The 16,445-nt window shown below is 73.1% G+C and carries 14 protein-coding genes; 4 read left to right on the forward strand and 10 right to left on the reverse strand.

Translation table 11 applies throughout. From position 1 onward, the window contains the following. Positions 1–438: 438 nt before the first annotated feature. Positions 439–2,238 carry an AMP-dependent synthetase/ligase gene (locus ABD358_RS23705; protein ID WP_344633151.1) on the forward strand — a complete coding sequence of 600 codons (1,800 nt, stop codon included), beginning with the start codon at positions 439–441 and terminating at the stop codon, positions 2,236–2,238. A 137-nt stretch (positions 2,239–2,375) separates the two neighbouring features. Here the strand turns inward: ABD358_RS23705 and ABD358_RS23710 are convergent, their stop codons facing one another. Beyond that, positions 2,376–3,527, reverse strand: coding sequence for a glycosyltransferase family 4 protein (locus tag ABD358_RS23710; protein ID WP_344633152.1), 1,152 nt, complete (start codon positions 3,525–3,527; stop codon positions 2,376–2,378). A 62-nt stretch (positions 3,528–3,589) separates the two neighbouring features. On the opposite strand from ABD358_RS23710, the gene ABD358_RS23715 reads away from it, so the two are divergent. Beyond that, positions 3,590–4,846: a glycosyltransferase 87 family protein gene (locus tag ABD358_RS23715; protein WP_344633153.1), complete on the forward strand. Its 1,257-nt coding sequence runs from the start codon at positions 3,590–3,592 to the stop codon at positions 4,844–4,846. Between the two features lie 249 nt (positions 4,847–5,095). Here the strand turns inward: ABD358_RS23715 and ABD358_RS23720 are convergent, their stop codons facing one another. The 4 genes from ABD358_RS23720 to ABD358_RS23735 all read right to left on the reverse strand — a co-directional run bounded on the left by ABD358_RS23720 (position 5,096) and on the right by ABD358_RS23735 (position 9,382). Further along, positions 5,096–6,160 (reverse strand): C40 family peptidase, encoded by a 1,065-nt coding sequence (locus tag ABD358_RS23720; RefSeq protein WP_425576403.1) that lies wholly within the window; start codon positions 6,158–6,160, stop codon positions 5,096–5,098. A 267-nt stretch (positions 6,161–6,427) separates the two neighbouring features. Further along, positions 6,428–7,456, reverse strand: a complete 1,029-nt coding sequence (locus ABD358_RS23725; RefSeq protein WP_344633154.1) for a C40 family peptidase — start codon at positions 7,454–7,456, stop codon at positions 6,428–6,430. A 319-nt stretch (positions 7,457–7,775) separates the two neighbouring features. Continuing rightward, the gene (locus ABD358_RS23730) at positions 7,776–9,122 is read right to left on the reverse strand and encodes an NYN domain-containing protein (RefSeq protein ID WP_344633155.1); all 1,347 of its coding nucleotides are present in this window, start codon (positions 9,120–9,122) and stop codon (positions 7,776–7,778) included. 20 nt (positions 9,123–9,142) lie between these two features. Next, positions 9,143–9,382, reverse strand: a complete 240-nt coding sequence (locus ABD358_RS23735; RefSeq protein WP_344633156.1) for a hypothetical protein — start codon at positions 9,380–9,382, stop codon at positions 9,143–9,145. 480 nt (positions 9,383–9,862) lie between these two features. On the opposite strand from ABD358_RS23735, the gene ABD358_RS23740 reads away from it, so the two are divergent. Further along, entirely contained in the window at positions 9,863–10,144 is a 282-nt protein-coding gene (locus tag ABD358_RS23740) for an Lrp/AsnC ligand binding domain-containing protein (protein WP_344633157.1), read from the forward strand. 153 nt (positions 10,145–10,297) lie between these two features. Here ABD358_RS23740 and trpD read toward each other — a convergent pair whose 3' ends face one another. The 5 genes from trpD to ctaE form a co-directional block, all read right to left on the reverse strand. Continuing rightward, a complete protein-coding gene (gene trpD, locus ABD358_RS23745) occupies positions 10,298–11,362 on the reverse strand; it encodes an anthranilate phosphoribosyltransferase (protein ID WP_344633158.1) in 1,065 nt (354 codons plus the stop codon). A 205-nt stretch (positions 11,363–11,567) separates the two neighbouring features. Further along, positions 11,568–13,202: a cytochrome bc1 complex cytochrome b subunit gene (gene qcrB, locus ABD358_RS23750; RefSeq protein WP_344633159.1), complete on the reverse strand. Its 1,635-nt coding sequence runs from the start codon at positions 13,200–13,202 to the stop codon at positions 11,568–11,570. Next, on the reverse strand, positions 13,199–14,251 hold the full coding sequence (gene qcrA, locus ABD358_RS23755; RefSeq protein ID WP_344633160.1) for a cytochrome bc1 complex Rieske iron-sulfur subunit: 1,053 nt from the start codon (positions 14,249–14,251) through the stop codon (positions 13,199–13,201). Before qcrA ends, qcrB begins: the two co-directional genes overlap by 4 nt. Continuing rightward, positions 14,248–15,057 carry a cytochrome bc1 complex diheme cytochrome c subunit gene (gene qcrC / locus ABD358_RS23760; RefSeq protein ID WP_344633161.1) on the reverse strand — a complete coding sequence of 270 codons (810 nt, stop codon included), beginning with the start codon at positions 15,055–15,057 and terminating at the stop codon, positions 14,248–14,250. The genes qcrA and qcrC overlap by 4 nt, the downstream gene beginning before the upstream one ends. Before the next feature lie 104 nt (positions 15,058–15,161). Then, on the reverse strand, positions 15,162–15,770 hold the full coding sequence (gene ctaE, locus ABD358_RS23765) for an aa3-type cytochrome oxidase subunit III (RefSeq protein WP_344633162.1): 609 nt from the start codon (positions 15,768–15,770) through the stop codon (positions 15,162–15,164). 223 nt (positions 15,771–15,993) lie between these two features. Between ctaE and ABD358_RS23770 the strand changes: the two genes are divergently transcribed. After that, a complete protein-coding gene (locus ABD358_RS23770) occupies positions 15,994–16,398 on the forward strand; it encodes a hypothetical protein (protein ID WP_344633163.1) in 405 nt (134 codons plus the stop codon). Positions 16,399–16,445 lie beyond the last annotated feature (47 nt).

Consider the following 16,445-nt stretch of genomic DNA (forward strand, 5'->3'; position numbering starts at 1 on the left):
CTCCACGGCCCGCCGCCGTCCCTCGCCGCTCCGGCCGGGGCGGGGGCGGCCGGCGCCGTGCGCGCCGCGCACCGCCGTGCATTCCCGTGCTCCGCCGTGTGCCGCCGTGTGCTTCCCCCGGGCGCCGCGCGCCGCCTCCCGGCGCCCGGCGGACCCGCCCGGCGTCCGCGCCCGGCTTCGCGCCCAGCGCCCGAGGGGAGCCCGCGCCCCCCTTCTACCTGCGGTTACGCACCGGCCGCCCGCCGAGTGGACTACGCTGCCCCCAGACAAACCGTGGTGTGTGACGCACCGAACATCTCGGCGCCACCCCCTACCCCGAGTCCCGTACCGGTGGGTAACGTCCTTGGCCGTCCCCCTCAAGACCACCTGTCTTGGGCCAGAGCCGACGGAGGCCGTTCCCCAGCGGTGTCCGTGGCGGCGCCGACGAGGAGCACAGTTTTGCGCGAGTTCAGCCTTCCGGCCCTGTACGAGGTCCCCGCGGACGGAAATCTGACCGATCTCATCCGCCGGAACGCCGTGCAGCACCCGGACGTTCCCGTCATCGCCCGCAAGGACCCGGCCGACGGCAGCCGCTGGCTGGACCTGACCGCCCGGGAGTTCCTGGCCGAGGTGCGGGCCGCCGCCAAGGGACTGATCGCCGCGGGCGTCCGCCCCGGCGACCGGATCGGCCTGATGTCGCGCACCCGCTACGAGTGGACGCTGCTGGACTTCGCGATCTGGAGCGCGGGCGGGGTGACCGTGCCGATCTACGAGACCAGCTCGCCCGAGCAGATCGAGTGGATCCTCGGCGACTCCGGGGCCGTCGGCTGCATCGTCGAGACCGGCGCCCACGCCGCCGCGGTGGAGTCCGTCCGCGGCCGGCTGCCGCGGCTGGCGCACCTGTGGACCGTCGACGACGGCGCGGTGCAGAAGCTGGCCGACTCCGGCGCCCAGGTCGCCGACGAGGTCCTGGACGAGCACAGCTCCGCCGCCGACGCCGACTCCCCGGCCACCATCGTCTACACCTCCGGCACCACCGGCCGCCCCAAGGGCTGCGTGCTCTCCCACCGCGCGTTCTTCGCGGAGTGCGGCAACGTGGTCGAGCGGCTCAAACCGCTGTTCATCACCGGCCAGGGGTCGGTGCTGCTCTTCCTCCCCGTCGCCCACGTCTTCGGCCGCATGGTGCAGCTGGCGAGCGTCATGGCGCCGATCCGGCTCGGCCTGTGCCCCGACATCAAGCACCTCACCGACGACCTGGCCGGCTTCCGCCCGACGCTGATCCTGGGCGTGCCCAGGGTCTTCGAGAAGGTCTACAACTCGGCGCGCGCCAAGGCCCGGGCCGAGGGCAAGGGGAAGATCTTCGACCGGGCCGCGGACACCGCGATCGCCTACAGCCGCGCGCTGGACGCCCCGTCGGGCCCCTCGCTGCTCCTGCGGCTGAAGCACAAGCTGTTCGACAAGCTGGTCTACGGCAAGCTGCGCGCGGTGCTGGGCGGCCGGGCCACCCACGCCATCTCCGGCGGCGCCCCGCTGGGCGAGCGGCTGGGGCACTTCTACCGCGGCATCGGCTTCACCGTGCTGGAGGGCTACGGCCTCACCGAGTCCTGCGCGGCGACCGCGTTCAACCCCTACGACCGGCCGAAGATCGGCACGGTCGGGCAGCCGCTGCCGGGGTCGGCGATCGGCATCGCCGAGGACGGCGAGGTGCTGCTGCGCGGCGAGCACCTGTTCAGCGGCTACTGGAACAACGAGGCGGCCACCGCCGAGGCGATGGAGGGCGGCTGGTTCCACACCGGCGACGTCGGCACCCTCGACGAGGACGGCTACCTGGCCATCACCGGCCGCAAGAAGGAGATCCTGGTGACGGCGGGCGGCAAGAACGTCGCCCCGGCCGTCATCGAGGACCGCATCCGGGCCCACGCCCTGGTCGCCGAGTGCATGGTGGTGGGCGACGGCCGTCCGTTCGTCGCGGCGCTGGTCACCCTGGACGAGGAGTTCCTGCCCCGCTGGGCCGCCGAGCGCGGCAAGTCGGGCCTGTCGCGGGAGGAGCTGCTCGCCGACCCCGAGCTGCTGGCCGCCGTCCAGCAGGCGGTGGACGACGGCAACGCCGCGGTCTCCCGGGCCGAGTCGGTCCGCAAGTTCCGCATCCTGCCGACCCAGTTCACCGAGGAGTCGGGCCATCTGACGCCCTCTCTGAAGCTCAAGCGCAACGTCGTCGCCAAGGACTTCGCGCAGGAGATCGAGGCGCTGTACGCGTAACCCGCGGGCACGGCGGAACCCCCTCGCGGGGGACGGGACCACCGTCCCCCGCGAGGGGGTTCCGCCGTCTCCCCCGGCCGCCTCCGCCCCGGCTGTCCGCGTACCCGGGGGTACCGGGGCGCGCACCGGGCGGCGTCCTACAGCAGCGTCCGGAGACGTTCGGCGAGGAGGTCCCAGCGCCAGCGCTCCTCGACCCACCGGCGGCCCCGCTCGCCCATCCTCCGGCGCAGTCCGGGGTCCTTCAGCAGCGCGACGATCCGCTCGGCCGTCTCCTGCTCCGCCTCGGGGGCGCCGCCGCGCACCACCCAGCCGGTCTCCCCGTCCAGCACCGCGTCGGGCGCGCCGCCGGAGTCGCCCGCGACGACGGGCAGTCCGGTCGCCGACGCCTCCAGGTAGACGATCCCGAGCCCCTCGACGTCCAGTCCGCCCCGGCGCGTGCGGCAGGGCATGGCGAACACGTCGCCCGCGCCGTAGTGGGCGGGCAGCTCCTCCCAGGGGACGGATCCGGTGAAGCGCACCGAGCCGGCGACGCCGGTCTCCGCCGCCAGGCGCCGCAGTTCCTTCCCGTACGGCCCGCCGCCGACGATCAGCAGCACCGCGTCGGGCACCTCGGCCAGGACGCGCGGCATGGCGCGGATGAGGGTGTCCTGCCCCTTGCGGGGCACCAGCCGCGAGACGCACACCACGACCGGCCGGCCGGCGAGGCCGAGCCGGGCGCGCACGGCGTCGCCGCCGGAGTCCGGGTGGAAGGTCTTCTCGTCGACGCCGGGCGGCAGGTGGGCCATCCGGGCCGCGGCCTCGTCCGTGAGCGCGGCGGCTATCCGCGAGCGGGTGTACTCCCCGAGGTAGGTGAGGGTGTCCGTGCCCTCGCCGATCCGGCGCAGCAGCCGCCGGGCTGCGGGCAGTTGGGCCCAGCCCGCCTCGTGGCCGTGCGTGGTGGCCACCAGGCGCTCCGCGCCCGCCCGGCGCAGCGCGGGCGCCATCAGGCCGAGCGGCGCCGCCGCCCCGAACCACACGGACGTGCAGCCGTGTTCGCGCAGCAGCTCCGCCGCCCGGCGGGTCGTGCGCGGGGTGGGCAGCAGCATGGTGGTGCGGTCCCGCACGACCGTGAAGGGCTGTTCGGCGTCGAAGCGGGCGGTGGCCTCGACGCCCTCCCGGTCCCTCTTCCAGGTCGAGGCGTAGACGACGACCCGCTCGGGGTCCAGCCGCAGAGCCATGCTGTGCAGGAACGCCTGGATGCCCCCGGGGCGGGGCGGGAAGTCGTTGGTGACGATCAGGGTCTTGTGCATCGCCGCCGACAGTACAACGGCGCCCGTCCGGGCCCGTCGGCCGCACCCGGTACGGTCGGTGCATGCGTCTTCCCGTCGCGGCCTGGGCCGCCACCCGGACCGTGGTGCTCCTGTGCGTGTTCAAGGTGATCACGGTGCCGGGCCCGGACGTCACCAGCGACGTCTCGGTGATCTACCGGGGCTGGTACGAGGTGCTGCGGACGGGCGTCTTCCCCCAGGACGACGTCACCTGGCAGTACCCGCCCGCCGCGGCGCTCGCGATCCTCTCCCCCGCGCTGCTGCCGTTCCTGGAGTATCCGGCGGCGTTCTACGTGCTGGCCTGCGCGGCCGACGCGGCCGCCTTCGCGCTGCTGCTGTACGCCTCCCGGCGGGCGCCGGACGGCGGACGGCGGCACCGGTACGCGGGGGTGTGGGTGTGGGTGGCCGGGGTGCCGCTGCTGGGGCCCACCGTGTACGCCCGCTACGACCTGATGGTCACCGCCGTCGCGGTCGCCGCGCTGCTGGCCCTGGCCCGCCGGCCGAGGACCGCGGGGGCGCTGGCCGCCTTCGGGGCGCTGCTGAAGGTGTGGCCGGCGCTGCTGCTCGTCGGCACCCCCCGTGGGCGCGTCACCCGCCTCGTGTGGGGCGCCGCGGCGGTGGTGGCGCTCCTGCTGACCGCCGCGTTCGCCGCCGCCATGCCCGGCTCGCTGGACTTCCTCACCCACCAGCGCGACCGCGGCACCGAGGTGGAGTCGCTGGGCTCCCTGGTGTTCCACGTGGCGCGGCACTTCGGCTGGGAGGGCCAGGTGCTGCTCAACTACGGCTCGGTGGAGTTCCTGGGCCCGTACGTGGACACGGTGAGCACCGCGGCCCTGGTGTGCTCCGCCGCGGCCTTCGGCTGGCTGCTGTGGTGGCGGCTGCGGGCGGTGGAGTGGACGGGGAGCACGGCCGCGGACGCCGCGTTCGCCGCGGTGCTGCTGTTCACCGTCACCAGCCGGGTGATCAGTCCGCAGTACATGGTCTGGCTCGTGGGTCTGGCGGCGGTGTGCGTGACGCTGCGCACCGGCCGGCAGGGGCTGCCCGCGCTGCTGGTGGTCGTGGCGACGGGGGTGACGCTGCTGGAGTTCCCCCTGAACTTCGGGAGCGTGGTGGCGAGCGACGCCCTGGGCATCACCCTGCTGGTGGTGCGCAACGGGCTGCTGCTGGCCGCCGCGGTCCTGGCCTGCGCCCGGCTGTGGCGCACGACGGTGACCGAACCCCGGCGCCGCGCCGCCGACCGCGCCGGCGGGGACGGACGGGCGCCGTCGGCGGAGAGGGACGGCGGGCTGCTCGCCCGGTGAGCTCCTCCGGGCCGGTGCCGAGCGTCCCGCGGACCGCCGCGTCCACCGCGTGCTCCTCCGCGTCCCCTTCCCGGCGTTCCGGCCCGCCGCCGGGTGCGGCGCCGTCGGCTCCTCCCCGTCCCGCTCCTTCGCCGCCGTCCGGCGGGCCGGCCGGTCGCCCTCGCGGGCCGGGCGGGACGTGATGCGGCATCAGCGGGCGTCAGGAGGCATCAGCGAACGTCAGGAGGCGTCAGCGGGCGTCGAGGAGCGTCAGGGACGGACGACGGCGGCGATCGGCATCATCCCGACCGGGTCGTGGCGCACCCGCGCCCCGGGGTGCGGGGCGTGCACCACCTGGCCGCCGCCGACGTACATCCCGACGTGCCCGGCGTCCGAGCGGTAGACGACCAGGTCGCCGGGGAGCGCCTGGTCCGGCGGCACGCGCCGCCCGGCGTGGAGCTGCCCCTGCGAGGTGCGCGGCAGGGAGACGCCGGCCTGGGCGTAGGCCCAGGAGGTCAGGCCCGAGCAGTCGAAGGCGTGGGGGCCCGCCTGGCCCCAGGCGTACGGCGAGCCGACCGCGCGCACCACGGCGGCCACCGCCGCGGCGGCCCGCGGGGAGGGGGCCTGCGCCCCGGCCGCACCGGCCCGGTCGGCGCCGCGCGAGGCGCGTGCGCGGGCCGCGCGCTCCTCGGGCGACAGCCGGTTGAGCAGCCGCTGGGCGGCGCCGAGTTTGCGCTGCACCGACGCCCTGTGCCTGCGCAGGAGTTCACGCTGCCGGCTCAGCTCGGCGAGCTTCTCCCCGGCTTCGGTGCGCCGCTGTTCCAGAGCCCTGACGGCACGCCGGAACGCCTTGAGCCCGGCGGTCTGGCGGCTGTTGATCCGGTCCAGGGTGGCGGCCTTGGCGAGGTAGTCGCCGGGGTCCTCGGAGAGGAGCAGCCGCAGGGAGGGGTCGACGCCGCCGGAGCGGTACTGGGCGGTGGCCAGGGTTCCCAGGGCGTCGCGCATCCGGTTGACCCTGTCCTGGTCGCGTGCGGCGTCGTCCTGGGCCCTCTCCACCTTCTCGCGGAGATCCTCCACGCGTTCGGCGACGGCGTTGTACTCCTCGGTGGCCCGCTCCGCCTCCGCGTAGAGCCGGTCCACCCGCGCGCTCGTCGCCGCCGGGCCGCCTCCCCCGGGTTCGGCGCCCGCGGGCACCGCCGTCAGGGCCGCCGCCGCGCCCGCGGCGGCGGACAGCGCGGTGACCCTGGGGACCAGGCCGAGGGGGCCCGGATAGGGGGCGCGTTGCCGGTCGGCGCGCCGATGGGCGCCGTGCCGGGTGGACCGGTGCGAGACCACGTGAGGCCGCTCTCCCTTCCGCTGAGGAGTCCTCCGTGACGTCCCCGCCGTCCGGACGGGCCGGGCCGCGGGGACGGGGAGGGCCGAGAGTATCCGCGCGGACCCCCGGGTTCGCGGTCCGTCCCTCCCCGCGGGACGCGTCGCCGGGGCCCGGAGCGCAGGTCACGGGCGGGAAGACGGAGAAACCCTCCCCCGTCCGGGTTCACCCGGACGGGGGAGGGCGGAAGGTTTCCGAGCGGCCGTGCGGGCCGGGGAGAGGGGCGCCGGTCAGACGCGCACGCCGAACATGAACGGCATGTTGCCGATCGGCTCGTAGCGCACGTTGGTGCCCGACCGGGGGGCGTGCAGCACCTGCCCGTTGCCGGCGTAGAGGCCGACGTGGTGGAGGTCGTTGTAGAAGATGACCAGGTCGCCCGGGGCGAGCTGGCTCTGGGAGTAGATCCGGGTGCCGGCGTTGGCCTGCGCCTGCGAGGTGCGCGGCAGGGAGACGCCGGCCTGGGCGTAGGCCCAGGAGGTCAGGCCCGAGCAGTCGAAGGAGTTGGGGCCGGTGGCGCCCCAGACGTAGGGCGAGCCGATCTTGCTCTGGGCGGCGCGGAGGGCCGCGGCGGCCCGCTGGCTGGCGGAGGCCGAGTTGCCCAGGTCCACCCGCTCCGTGGAGGCGCGGCTGGCACGGGCGTCCTCCGCGGCCAGCTCCTGGCGCTCCTTCGCGGTGAGGGTGTTCAGGAGTCTCTGGGCCTCGGCGAGCTTGCCCTGGACCTTCTTCTTCTTGTCGTTGAGCTCCTCGCGGGTGTCCTCCAGGTCCTTCAGCTTCTCGGAGGCCTCCTCGCGCTGCTGCGCGAGGCTCCGCTGCTTGTCCTGGATCTTCTTCAGCGCCTGGGTCTGCTTGGTGCTGAGCTGGTCGAGCGCGGAGGCCTTGGCGAGGTAGCTGTCGGGGTCCTCGGAGAGGAGGAGCTGCAGGGAGGGGTCCATGCCACCGGAGCGGTACTGGGCGGTGGCCATCGTGCCCAGGCCGTCGCGCAGGTCGTTCAGCTCGTCCTGGCCGCGCGCGACGCTGTCCTGCAGGTTGCTGACCTGCTTCTCCAGCTTCTCCTGCTTCTCCTTGGCGCCGTTGTACTTCTCCGTGGCGATCTCGGCCTCTTCGTGGAGCCGGTCGACCTTGGCCTTGACTTCGTCCTTGGAGAGCTTCGGCTCGGCCTGTGCCGCCTGCGAGGTCAGCGCGACCGCGGCTGCGGCGGTCGCGGTGAGTACGGTCACCCGGGTGCGGTTCGGCTGCTTGGGTCGACGGTGGGACGCCACTGGGGCGAGCTCCTTCTTCCTCAGCCGCCTGCCGGAGTGGTTGGGGGCCACCCGGCTCCGCGATGAGCGCCGCGGATTCGGCGGTACCTCCGCTGCCACCCCGGTTGGGTGATCAACCGCGCGGAGGTTCGGGCCAGACACTAGCCATGCGCCGTGATCGCTTCAAATCCTCATAGGAAAAATCTCGCTCAACGGCCACATCCTTTACCATCACCCCACGCGCAGCGACCACCGGCTGACGCTGAGTTCCCCTCCGGCGGACATTCCGGGCACGGCTCCGCGCGGCCGACGCGCCGTCAGCTCCGGTGCGCGGCCGCCCTCAGGTCCGTCCGAGCCTGCGCAGCAGCAGGACCGACGACACCGGCCGGGCCCCGGCCGCGGCCACCCCGTCCGCCACCTCCCGGTCCGCGGAGACCACCACCACCGGCCGCCCCGGCGGCTCGGCCCGCACCAGGCGCCGGATCAGCTCGTCGGCGGTCTCCCCCGGCTTGCTGAACAGCACCCGCACCCCCCGCGGCGGCGCCAGCAGCACCGGGGCCGCCAGGTCCGCCCCGTCGAAGACGCAGGTCACCTCGGCGCCCGTCTGGGCCGCCAGCCCCGCCAGCCCGCCCAGCAGCCGCAGCCGCTGCTTCTCCAGGGGCAGCGCCGGATAGCCGGTCTTGGTGACGTTGTAGCCGTCCACCACCAGATGGGCCTGGGGCAGCGCCAGCAACTGGTCGAGCAGCGCGGGATCGTCCTCGGACAGGGCGCGCCGCGCGATGTCCCGGGGCGTCATCCGGCCGGGCTCGACCGCCTCCACCGTCTCCGCCGGGCGCATGGCGACGGGGGGCAGCGCGAGTTCGCGCCGCAGCCCCTGGGCCGCGTCCAGCACCGTGTCCAGCAGCAGCCGCAGCCGCATGTCCTCCACGCTGCGGCCCTCGCGCACCGCCCGGCGGCTCGCCTCCAGCGCGGACTCGGCCTCCGCCAGCCGCGACCGCAGACGGCGCGCCTCGCTCTCGGCGTTCGTCCTCTCCGCCGCGGCCTCGGCCCGTACCGCCTCCAGTTCGGCCCGCGCCTTGCGCACCGCCGCCTCGCCGCGCTTGACGTCGCTCTGCGCGCTGCGCAGCCTGCGCTGCAGGACCTCGATCTCCTTGCGGGCCGCCTCCAGTTCCGTGCGGAGCCGCTCGGTGTCGGTGCGCGCCGCGGTCTTCGCCCGGGCCAGCTCCTCCCGCAGCCTGGCCAGTTCCCTCTCGGCCTCCTCGCCGGCCCGCTCGGCCTGGGCCCGCTGGGCCTCCTCCCCCGCGGCGGCGACGAGCTTGACCCAGCCCTCCGGGCGCAGCACGTACGCGACCGCCGCCACGTCCACCGGGTCCGCGGCGGCCGGGAGCGTTCCGCTCTCCACCGCCCCGGCCAGCTCGGGCAGCGCCTCGCGCAGCCGTTCGGCGATGCGCTGCCGGAAGGCGGGGTCGCTCTCCAGCGAGGCGGCCATGGCGTTGCCCGCGAACTTGACCCGCCGCTGGGGTGTGAAACGGGCGTACTGCCGCAGGGGGACGGGGAGTTCGGCGACGGTGAGCCCGCCGAGCGCGTCGCCCGTCAGCGCCACCACCCGGCGGCGCACCTTCTCCGGCAGTGGGCGGTCGAGCGTCTCCTCCCCCGGTCCGCGCTCACCACCCGTCCGTTCCACCACGTCTCACACCCCACCCGTCGTCATACCTGCGCGCTGGGACGGTCCACCAGCTCGACCTGGTCCACCGCGTTGCACCAGCGGCAGCGCACCGATTCGATCTGCTCGCTGAGCACCTCGCGCTCCTCGACCCTCGGCTCGCCGGCCAGGTCCAGGTGCACGTACTCCACCACCCTGCTGGAGCGCGTCACATCGAAGCGGGTGAGGTTGCCGCACATCGTGCAGCGCCACCGCGTTCCTTCGTTCGGTCGGGGAACCGGCATCGTTCCGTCCTCTCCTCGGTGTTTCCCGTGCCGCCCGGGCCTTCCGGCGCCACCGGCGTTCCTGCTGTCGGTCGTCCTGTCCCGCCCTGTCGTCCCTCGTGCTCGTTCCGCCTTCCCGGGCTCGCCGCTCCGGCGCACCGACTGTCCCGGGTGCCCCGAATATTCCGGTTTTCCCACGTCACGCGTGCCGTGGACGCCCGGCCGGGGCATCCCCGCAACCCTACGGCCTGGTGGCCACCGGGTGCGCCGTGGCGTACGCCCCCGTATCCGAGCCGACACCTGTCCCCGCGACCACCCGGACGGACCCGCCCCGCCCGGCGGCCCGCGCCCCGGTCCCACTCCCGCCTTCCCGGGCGCGGGGCCTCCACCCGCGGCGGGCTACAGTGATCGGGCCGGCTCCGGCGGCCGGGGAGGACGCAGCCCCCCGGGGACGCCGCCGACGGCGACTCCGCCGCAGGCCCTCCCGAGGAAGGGAAAACCGTGATCACCTCGATCGTGCTCATCAAGACCAGCACCGACCGCATCCCGGAGATCGCCGAAGAGATCGCCGCGCTGGAGGGGGTCAGCGAGGTCTACTCGGTGACCGGCGCCCACGACCTGATCGCCGTCGTCCGGGTGGCGCGGCACGAGCAGCTCGCGGAGGTCATCCCCGGCCGGATCAGCAAGGTCCCCGGTGTGGAGTCCACCGAGACCCACATCGCCTTCCGGACCTACTCCCAGCACGACCTGGAGGCCGCCTTCGCCATCGGCCTCGACTCCTAGGCCCGGGGGCGGGCCCCGGAACGGGTCCGGGCGGCCCGGCAGCGGGGCCGGAAGCGGCGGAGGACGGGCGGGAGCCCCGGCACCGGGTGTGTGCCGGGGCTCCCGCCTTCCGTGCTTCCGGGGGCTCGCGCCGCGGGCGTCCGCCGCCCGCCCTCAGGCGTTGCTGACCTCCACCCAGCGCTCCAGCACCGCCTTGGCCGCGCCGGAGTCGATGGACTCCGCCGCCCGCTCCATGCCCGCAGCGATCCGCTCGGTCAGCGGCGCGCCGCCCGGCTCCAGGGCGACCAGCGCGGCGGCGGAGTTCAGCAGCACCGCGTCCCGCACCGGTCCGGTCTCGCCGTCCAGCAGCCGCCGCACCACGTCCGCGTTGTGGGCGGGGTCCCCGCCCCGCAGGGCCTCCAGCGGCACCAGCCGGATGCCGACGTCCCGCGGGTCGAAGGCCTCGCTGCGGACCTCGCCGTCACCGACCGTCCACACCGTCGAGGTGCTCGTGGTGGTCAGCTCGTCCAGGCCGTCGTCGCCGCGGAAGACCAGCGCGGACACCCCGCGCCCGGCGAGCACGCCCGCCACGATCGGCGCCATCCGGGCGTCGGCGACGCCGGTGGCCTGGGCTCCCACCCGGGCGGGGTTGGTCAGCGGGCCGAGGAAGTTGAAGGTGGTCGCGACGCCCAGCTCCCGGCGGGCCGCGGCCACGTGGCGCAGGGAGGGGTGGAACTTCACCGCGAAGCAGAAGCTGATCCCGGCCTCGGCCGCCACCTCGGCGACCCGCTCCGGCGGCAGGTCCAGGTTGACCCCCAGCTTCTCCAGCACGTCCGCCGTCCCGCACGCGCTGGAGGCCGCGCGGTTGCCGTGCTTGACGACCCTGGCGCCGGTGCCGGCCACCACGATCGAGGACATGGTCGAGATGTTCACCGTCCTGGCCCGGTCGCCGCCGGTCCCCACGATGTCGACCGACGGGCCCGGCACCTCGATCACGTTGGCGTGCTCGTACATCGCGCGGACCATCCCGGTGACCTCGTCGACCGTCTCGCCCTTGGCGCGCAGGGCCACCGCGAACCCGGCGATCTGCGCGTCGGTCGCCTCGCCCCGCATGATGCGGTCCATCGCCCAGGCGGTGCTGTCGGCGGAGAGGTCCTCACCGGCCAGCAGCGCGCTCAGCACGTCCGGCCAGGTGCGGGCCGCCACGGTGTCGCCTCCGGTCGGGGTAGCAGCGCTCATGGGGATCACTCCTGGCATGTCTGATTCGGGAAGCCGGGCCGGCGTGGCGGCCCCCGGCCAGCCTACGGCGTGGACGCCGGTCGCCACGGCCGATGACCGCACTCCGGACACCCGTGCGGACCGCCGCCCGCGCATGCCAGGGGCCCCGGCCCCTCCCGCGCGGGAGGGGCCGGGGCCCGGGTGTGGCGACCTTCGCTGGGGAACCTCAGTGGCCGTGGCCGCTGGTGAGCTCCTTGTACTCCTCCGGAGTCGGCTTCGGGATCTGGTTGCCCTCGCCGTAGTAGCCGCGGCTGAGCCGGGCGCGGAGCTTCTGGACCGGGCCGACCTTGCGGGTCACGCCGTTCTCGTCCACCTCCGGGCCGATCTCCAGCGGCTTGTACTGCTCGTGCGCGGTGAGGGTGTGGAGCTGCTCCTGCGAGAGCGGCTCGTGCACCTCGATGAACTCGCCGTGCGGCAGTCGCTTGATGATGCCGCTCTCGCGGCCGTGGAGCACCTTCTCCCGGTCGCGCCGCTGCAGACCCAGGCAGATCCGCTTGGTGACGATGAAGGTGAGCACCGGCACCACGAAGAACCCGATGCGGACGAACCAGGTGATGGCGTTGATCGACAGGTGGAAGTGGGTGGCCCACAGGTCGTTTCCGCCGCCGACCAGGCACACGAAGTACAGCGCGATCCAGGCCGCGCCGAACGCGGTGCGCGTCGGGGCGTTGCGCGGGCGGTCCAGGATGTGGTGCTCGCGCTTGTCGCCGGTGACCCAGGCCTCGACGAACGGGTACACCGCGATCGCCGCCAGCACCAGCGGGAAGATCATCAGCGGGATCAGCACGCCCAGGGCGAGCGTGTAGCCGCCCGGCAGGACGATCTCCCAGCCCGGCATCGCGCGGATCAGGCCCTCGGAGAAGCCCATGTACCAGTCGGGCTGCGCGTTGGTGGACACCTGGTCCGGCCGGTACGGGCCCAGCACCCAGATCGGGTTGATGGTGACCGTCGCCGCGATGACCGAGATGATGCCGAAGACCAGGAAGAAGAAGCCTCCCGCCTTGCCCATGTAGACCGGCAGCAGCGGCATGCCGACGACGTTCTTCTCGGTCCGGCCGGGACCGGCGAACTGGGTGTGCTTGTGGTAGAAGACCAGGATCAGGTGCGCCACCACGAGCCCCAGCATGATGCCGGGCAGCAGCAGGACGTGGATCACGAAGAACCGCGGGATGATCTCCGTCCCCGGGAACTCGCCGCCGAAGAGGAACATGGCGATGTAGGTGCCGACCACCGGGATGGAGAGGATCGCGCCCTCCATGAACCGCAGACCGGTGCCCGAGAGCAGGTCGTCCGGCAGGGAGTAGCCGGTGAAGCCGGTGAACATGCCCAGCACCAGCAGCAGGAAGCCGAACAGCCAGTTGATCTCGCGCGGCTTGCGGAACGCGCCGGTGAAGAAGACGCGCATCATGTGCACGAACATGCCGACCAGGAACACCAGCGCGGCCCAGTGGTGGATCTGCCGCATGAGCAGACCGCCGCGGACGTCGAAGCTGATGTCCAGCGTCGAGGCGTACGCCTCGGACATGTGGACACCCTGCATCGGCACGTAGGCGCCGTGGTAGGTCACCTCGGCCATGCTCGGGTGGAAGAACAGCGTCAGGTAGACGCCGGTCAGGATGATGATGATGAAGCTGTAGAGGCAGACCTCTCCGAGCATGAAGGACCAGTGGTCCGGAAAGATCTTGCGCATGTTGGCCTTGGCCAGGGTGTAGACACCCAGTCGGCCGTCGGCCCAGTCCGCGACCCGCTCGCCGGCGGGCGCCTTGCCCGGGCGCTTCGTGGTCTCGCCTGTGGTACTCATCCGCGCTCCCAGAAGGTCGGGCCCACGGGCTCCGCGAAGTCGTCCTGAGCTTCGAGGAAGCCTTCGTCATTGACAGCGATCCGCAGCTGCGGCAGGGGGTGACCGGCCGGACCGAAGATCACGCGCGCTCCGTCCGCCAGGTCGAACGTCGACTGGTGGCACGGGCACAGCACGTGGTGGGTGTGCTGCTCGTACAGGGTGACCGGGCAGCCGACGTGGGTGCAGATCCTGGAGAAGGCCACGATGCCCTCGTGGGACCAGTCGAGTTCCCGCTTGTCCTTGATGTCGTTCGGCTCCAGCCGGACGAGCATCACGGCCGCCTTGGCGATCTCGGTCTGGAACTCGTGGCTGCCCTCCTCCAGCCCCTCGGGCTGGGCCATGACCAGGGAGCCGACGGTGATGTCCTCCGGGCGCAGCGGCTCGCCGGTGTTCTGGTTCACCAGCAGCTTGCCCTTGGCCCAGGCGGTGTGCCGCAGCTTGTCCTCGGGCAGGGGTCCGAGGTCGCGCAGCAGCACCACGCCGGAGAGCGGCACCAGGGCCAGCGCGCCGAACATGGTGTTGCGGATCAGCTTGCGGCGGCCGAGCTGCGACTCCTTGGCGCCCTGGCGGAAGTCCTCCAGGACCTTCTGCTTGGTCTCCGCGTCCGCCTCGACCGGGTGGCGCTCGCCGATCAGCTCGTGGTCCGACATCAGCGTGCGGGCCCAGTGGACCGCGCCGGCGCCGATGCAGAACAGGGCGATGCCCAGGGTCATGCCGAGCGAGAAGTTCAGCGCGCTGATCCGGCCCAGCGGCCAGATCGTGACGAGCTGGTCGACCGGGAAGATCACGTACGAGGCGATGAACCCGATGGTGGCCAGCATCGACACGGTGAACAGCAGGGCGACCGTGCGCTCGGACCGCTTGGCGGCCCGCTCGTCGATGTCCTGCACGCGCGGCTCGTGGGGCGGCAGCCCCGGGTCGGCGAAGGGGTTCTCCGCCACCTCGCCGCGGGAGCCGTCGCGCTCGCCCGGGAGGTTCTCGTCTTCGTGGGATCCGGTGTGGCTACTCATGACTTCCTGGCCTTGGCGGTACGTGCCGCGACCCACACGGCGACGCAGATCAGAAGGGCGAGGACGATGGTCCAGGCGAACATGCCCTCGGCCACCGGGCCGAAGCCGCCCAGCTTGTAGCCGCCGGGGGACGCCGTGTCCTTGCCGTTGACCTCCTGCAGGTACGCGATGATCTCCCGCTTCTGCTCCGGCGGAATGACGCTGTCAGGGAAGGCCGGCATGTTCTGCGGACCGTGGAGCATCGCCTCGTAGATGTACTTCGGCTCGACGTCCGTGAGCGGGGGAGCGTACTTGCCGTTGGTCAGGGCACCGCCCTGACCGGTGAAGTTGTGGCACTGCGCGCAGTTGGTGCGGAACAGCTCGCCGCCCCCGGCCATGTCGGCGCCCGAGGGGTCGTACTGCTCCTCGGTCGGGATGCTCGGGCCCGGGCCCAGGGATGCGACGTAGGCCGCGAGCTGGTCGATCTGCTTCTGGGTGTAGATCGGGGGCTTCTCGGGCGCCTGGGCGCCCGGGGACTGGGCCGGCATGCGTCCGGTGCCCACCTGGAAGTCCACGGCTGCGGCGCCGACGCCCACCAGGCTGGGACCGTCGGTCGTGCCCTGGCCACCGGTCCCGTGGCAACTGGAGCAGCCTGTGGCGAAGAGCTTCTTGCCCTCCTCGATGGCGAGGGACTGGGCCGAGGTGTCGGCCTTCGCCTCGTCCGCGGGAGCGAACGCGGCGTACAGCCCCCCGGTGGCCGCCAGCGCGAAGAGTAGGACGACGAGCGCCGCCAGCGGATGGCGCCGTCGTGCGGAGAGCTTTTTCACGGATTACCCCGGTGTCAGGATCTTCTGCGTCGATGCTTCTGGCTGTGTCTGTCCGTCGCGGCCCGCCCGTCGCTCGGACCGGCGGCGGAACCGGAGCTACCGGATCACTTGATCAGGTAGATCGTGGCGAAGAGACCGATCCAGACCACATCGACGAAGTGCCAGTAATAGGACACCACGATGGCCGCGGTGGCCTGGTGGTGGGTGAACCTCCTGGCCGCGTACGTCCGGCCCAGGACGAACAGGAAGGCGATCAGGCCACCTGTCACGTGGAGGCCGTGGAAACCGGTGGTCAGGTAGAAGGCCGAGCCGTAGGGACCCGAGGAGATGGTCACCCCCTCGTGGACCAGCTCCGTGTACTCGAAGACCTGGCCGCCGATGAAGATGGCACCCATCACGAAGGTGACCACGAACCACATCCGGAGCCTCTTCACGTCACCGCGCTCGGCGGCGAAGACGCCGAGCTGGCAGGTGAGGGAGGAGAGCACCAGGATGGTGGTGTTCGTCAGCGAGAACGGAAGGTTCAGGATGTCCGCCTGTTCCGTCCAGTACTCGGGGCCGGTCACCGACCGCAGGGTGAAGTACATCGCGAAGAGGGCCGCGAAGAACATCAGCTCGGAACTCAGCCAGATGATGGTTCCGACGCTGGTGAGGTTCGGCCGGTTGACCGACGGGTGCGCGTGCCCGGTATCTACTGCTGTTGCTGTCGCCACGCCGACATTATGTCGGTCGCTTATCCCGCCCTCACTCCGGGGGGTGCCGTTCGGTGTGTCAACCCCTCGCGAGCGGCTCGGACACCCGGCGCGGCGCCTCTCCCGGAGCCCTGCCGGGCCGCCTGCCGGAGGAGTAGCATCCGGCCACGACGGCTTGTCGATCCCATGGCCCCATGCCCCATGGACCCATGGACCCCGAGGACCCCGAGGACACGGAGGAACCATGCAGCCGACCGCCACGGTGCTGGTCTACAGCGACGACGCCAACACCCGCGAGCAGGTGCGGCTGGCCGGCGGGCGTCGGCCGGCCGCCGATGTGCCGCCGGTCGAGTACATCGAGTGCGCCACGCTCCCCGCGGTGCTCGACGTCCTGGAGAAGGGCGGCGTCGACGTCTGCGTGCTGGACGGCGAGGCGGCGCCCGCCGGGGGGATGGGCGTGTGCCGCCAGATCAAGGACGAGATCTTCGACTGCCCGCCCGTGCTGCTGCTGATCGGCCGGCCGCAGGACGCGTGGCTGGCCACCTGGAGCCGTGCCGAGGCGGCCGTCCCCCACCCGGTGGACCCGGCGGCCCTCGCCGACGCCCTGGCCGGGCTGCTGCGCGGCAGGGCGGGGCGGACGGCCGCCTGAGCGGAGCGGCGGCGGGCCGCCGGTCCCGAAGGACCGGCGGCCCGCCG

Origin of the sequence: Streptomyces glaucosporus, from assembly GCF_039533345.1 — a bacterium.
Taxonomy (GTDB): Bacteria; Actinomycetota; Actinomycetes; order Streptomycetales; family Streptomycetaceae; genus Streptomyces; species Streptomyces glaucosporus.

Excerpts from the sequence above, each read along its gene's own strand:
- ABD358_RS23735 (WP_344633156.1), bottom strand. The coding sequence starts at position 9,382 with ATGCCGGTTCCCCGACCGAACGAAGGAACGCGGTGGCGCTGCACGATG.
- qcrA (WP_344633160.1), bottom strand. The coding sequence starts at position 14,251 with ATGAGTAGCCACACCGGATCCCACGAAGACGAGAACCTCCCGGGCGAG.
- ABD358_RS23710 (WP_344633152.1), bottom strand. The coding sequence starts at position 3,527 with ATGCACAAGACCCTGATCGTCACCAACGACTTCCCGCCCCGCCCCGGG.
- ABD358_RS23770 (WP_344633163.1), top strand. The coding sequence starts at position 15,994 with ATGCAGCCGACCGCCACGGTGCTGGTCTACAGCGACGACGCCAACACC.
- qcrB (WP_344633159.1), bottom strand. The coding sequence starts at position 13,202 with ATGAGTACCACAGGCGAGACCACGAAGCGCCCGGGCAAGGCGCCCGCC.
- ABD358_RS23715 (WP_344633153.1), top strand. The coding sequence starts at position 3,590 with ATGCGTCTTCCCGTCGCGGCCTGGGCCGCCACCCGGACCGTGGTGCTC.
- trpD (WP_344633158.1), bottom strand. The coding sequence starts at position 11,362 with ATGAGCGCTGCTACCCCGACCGGAGGCGACACCGTGGCGGCCCGCACC.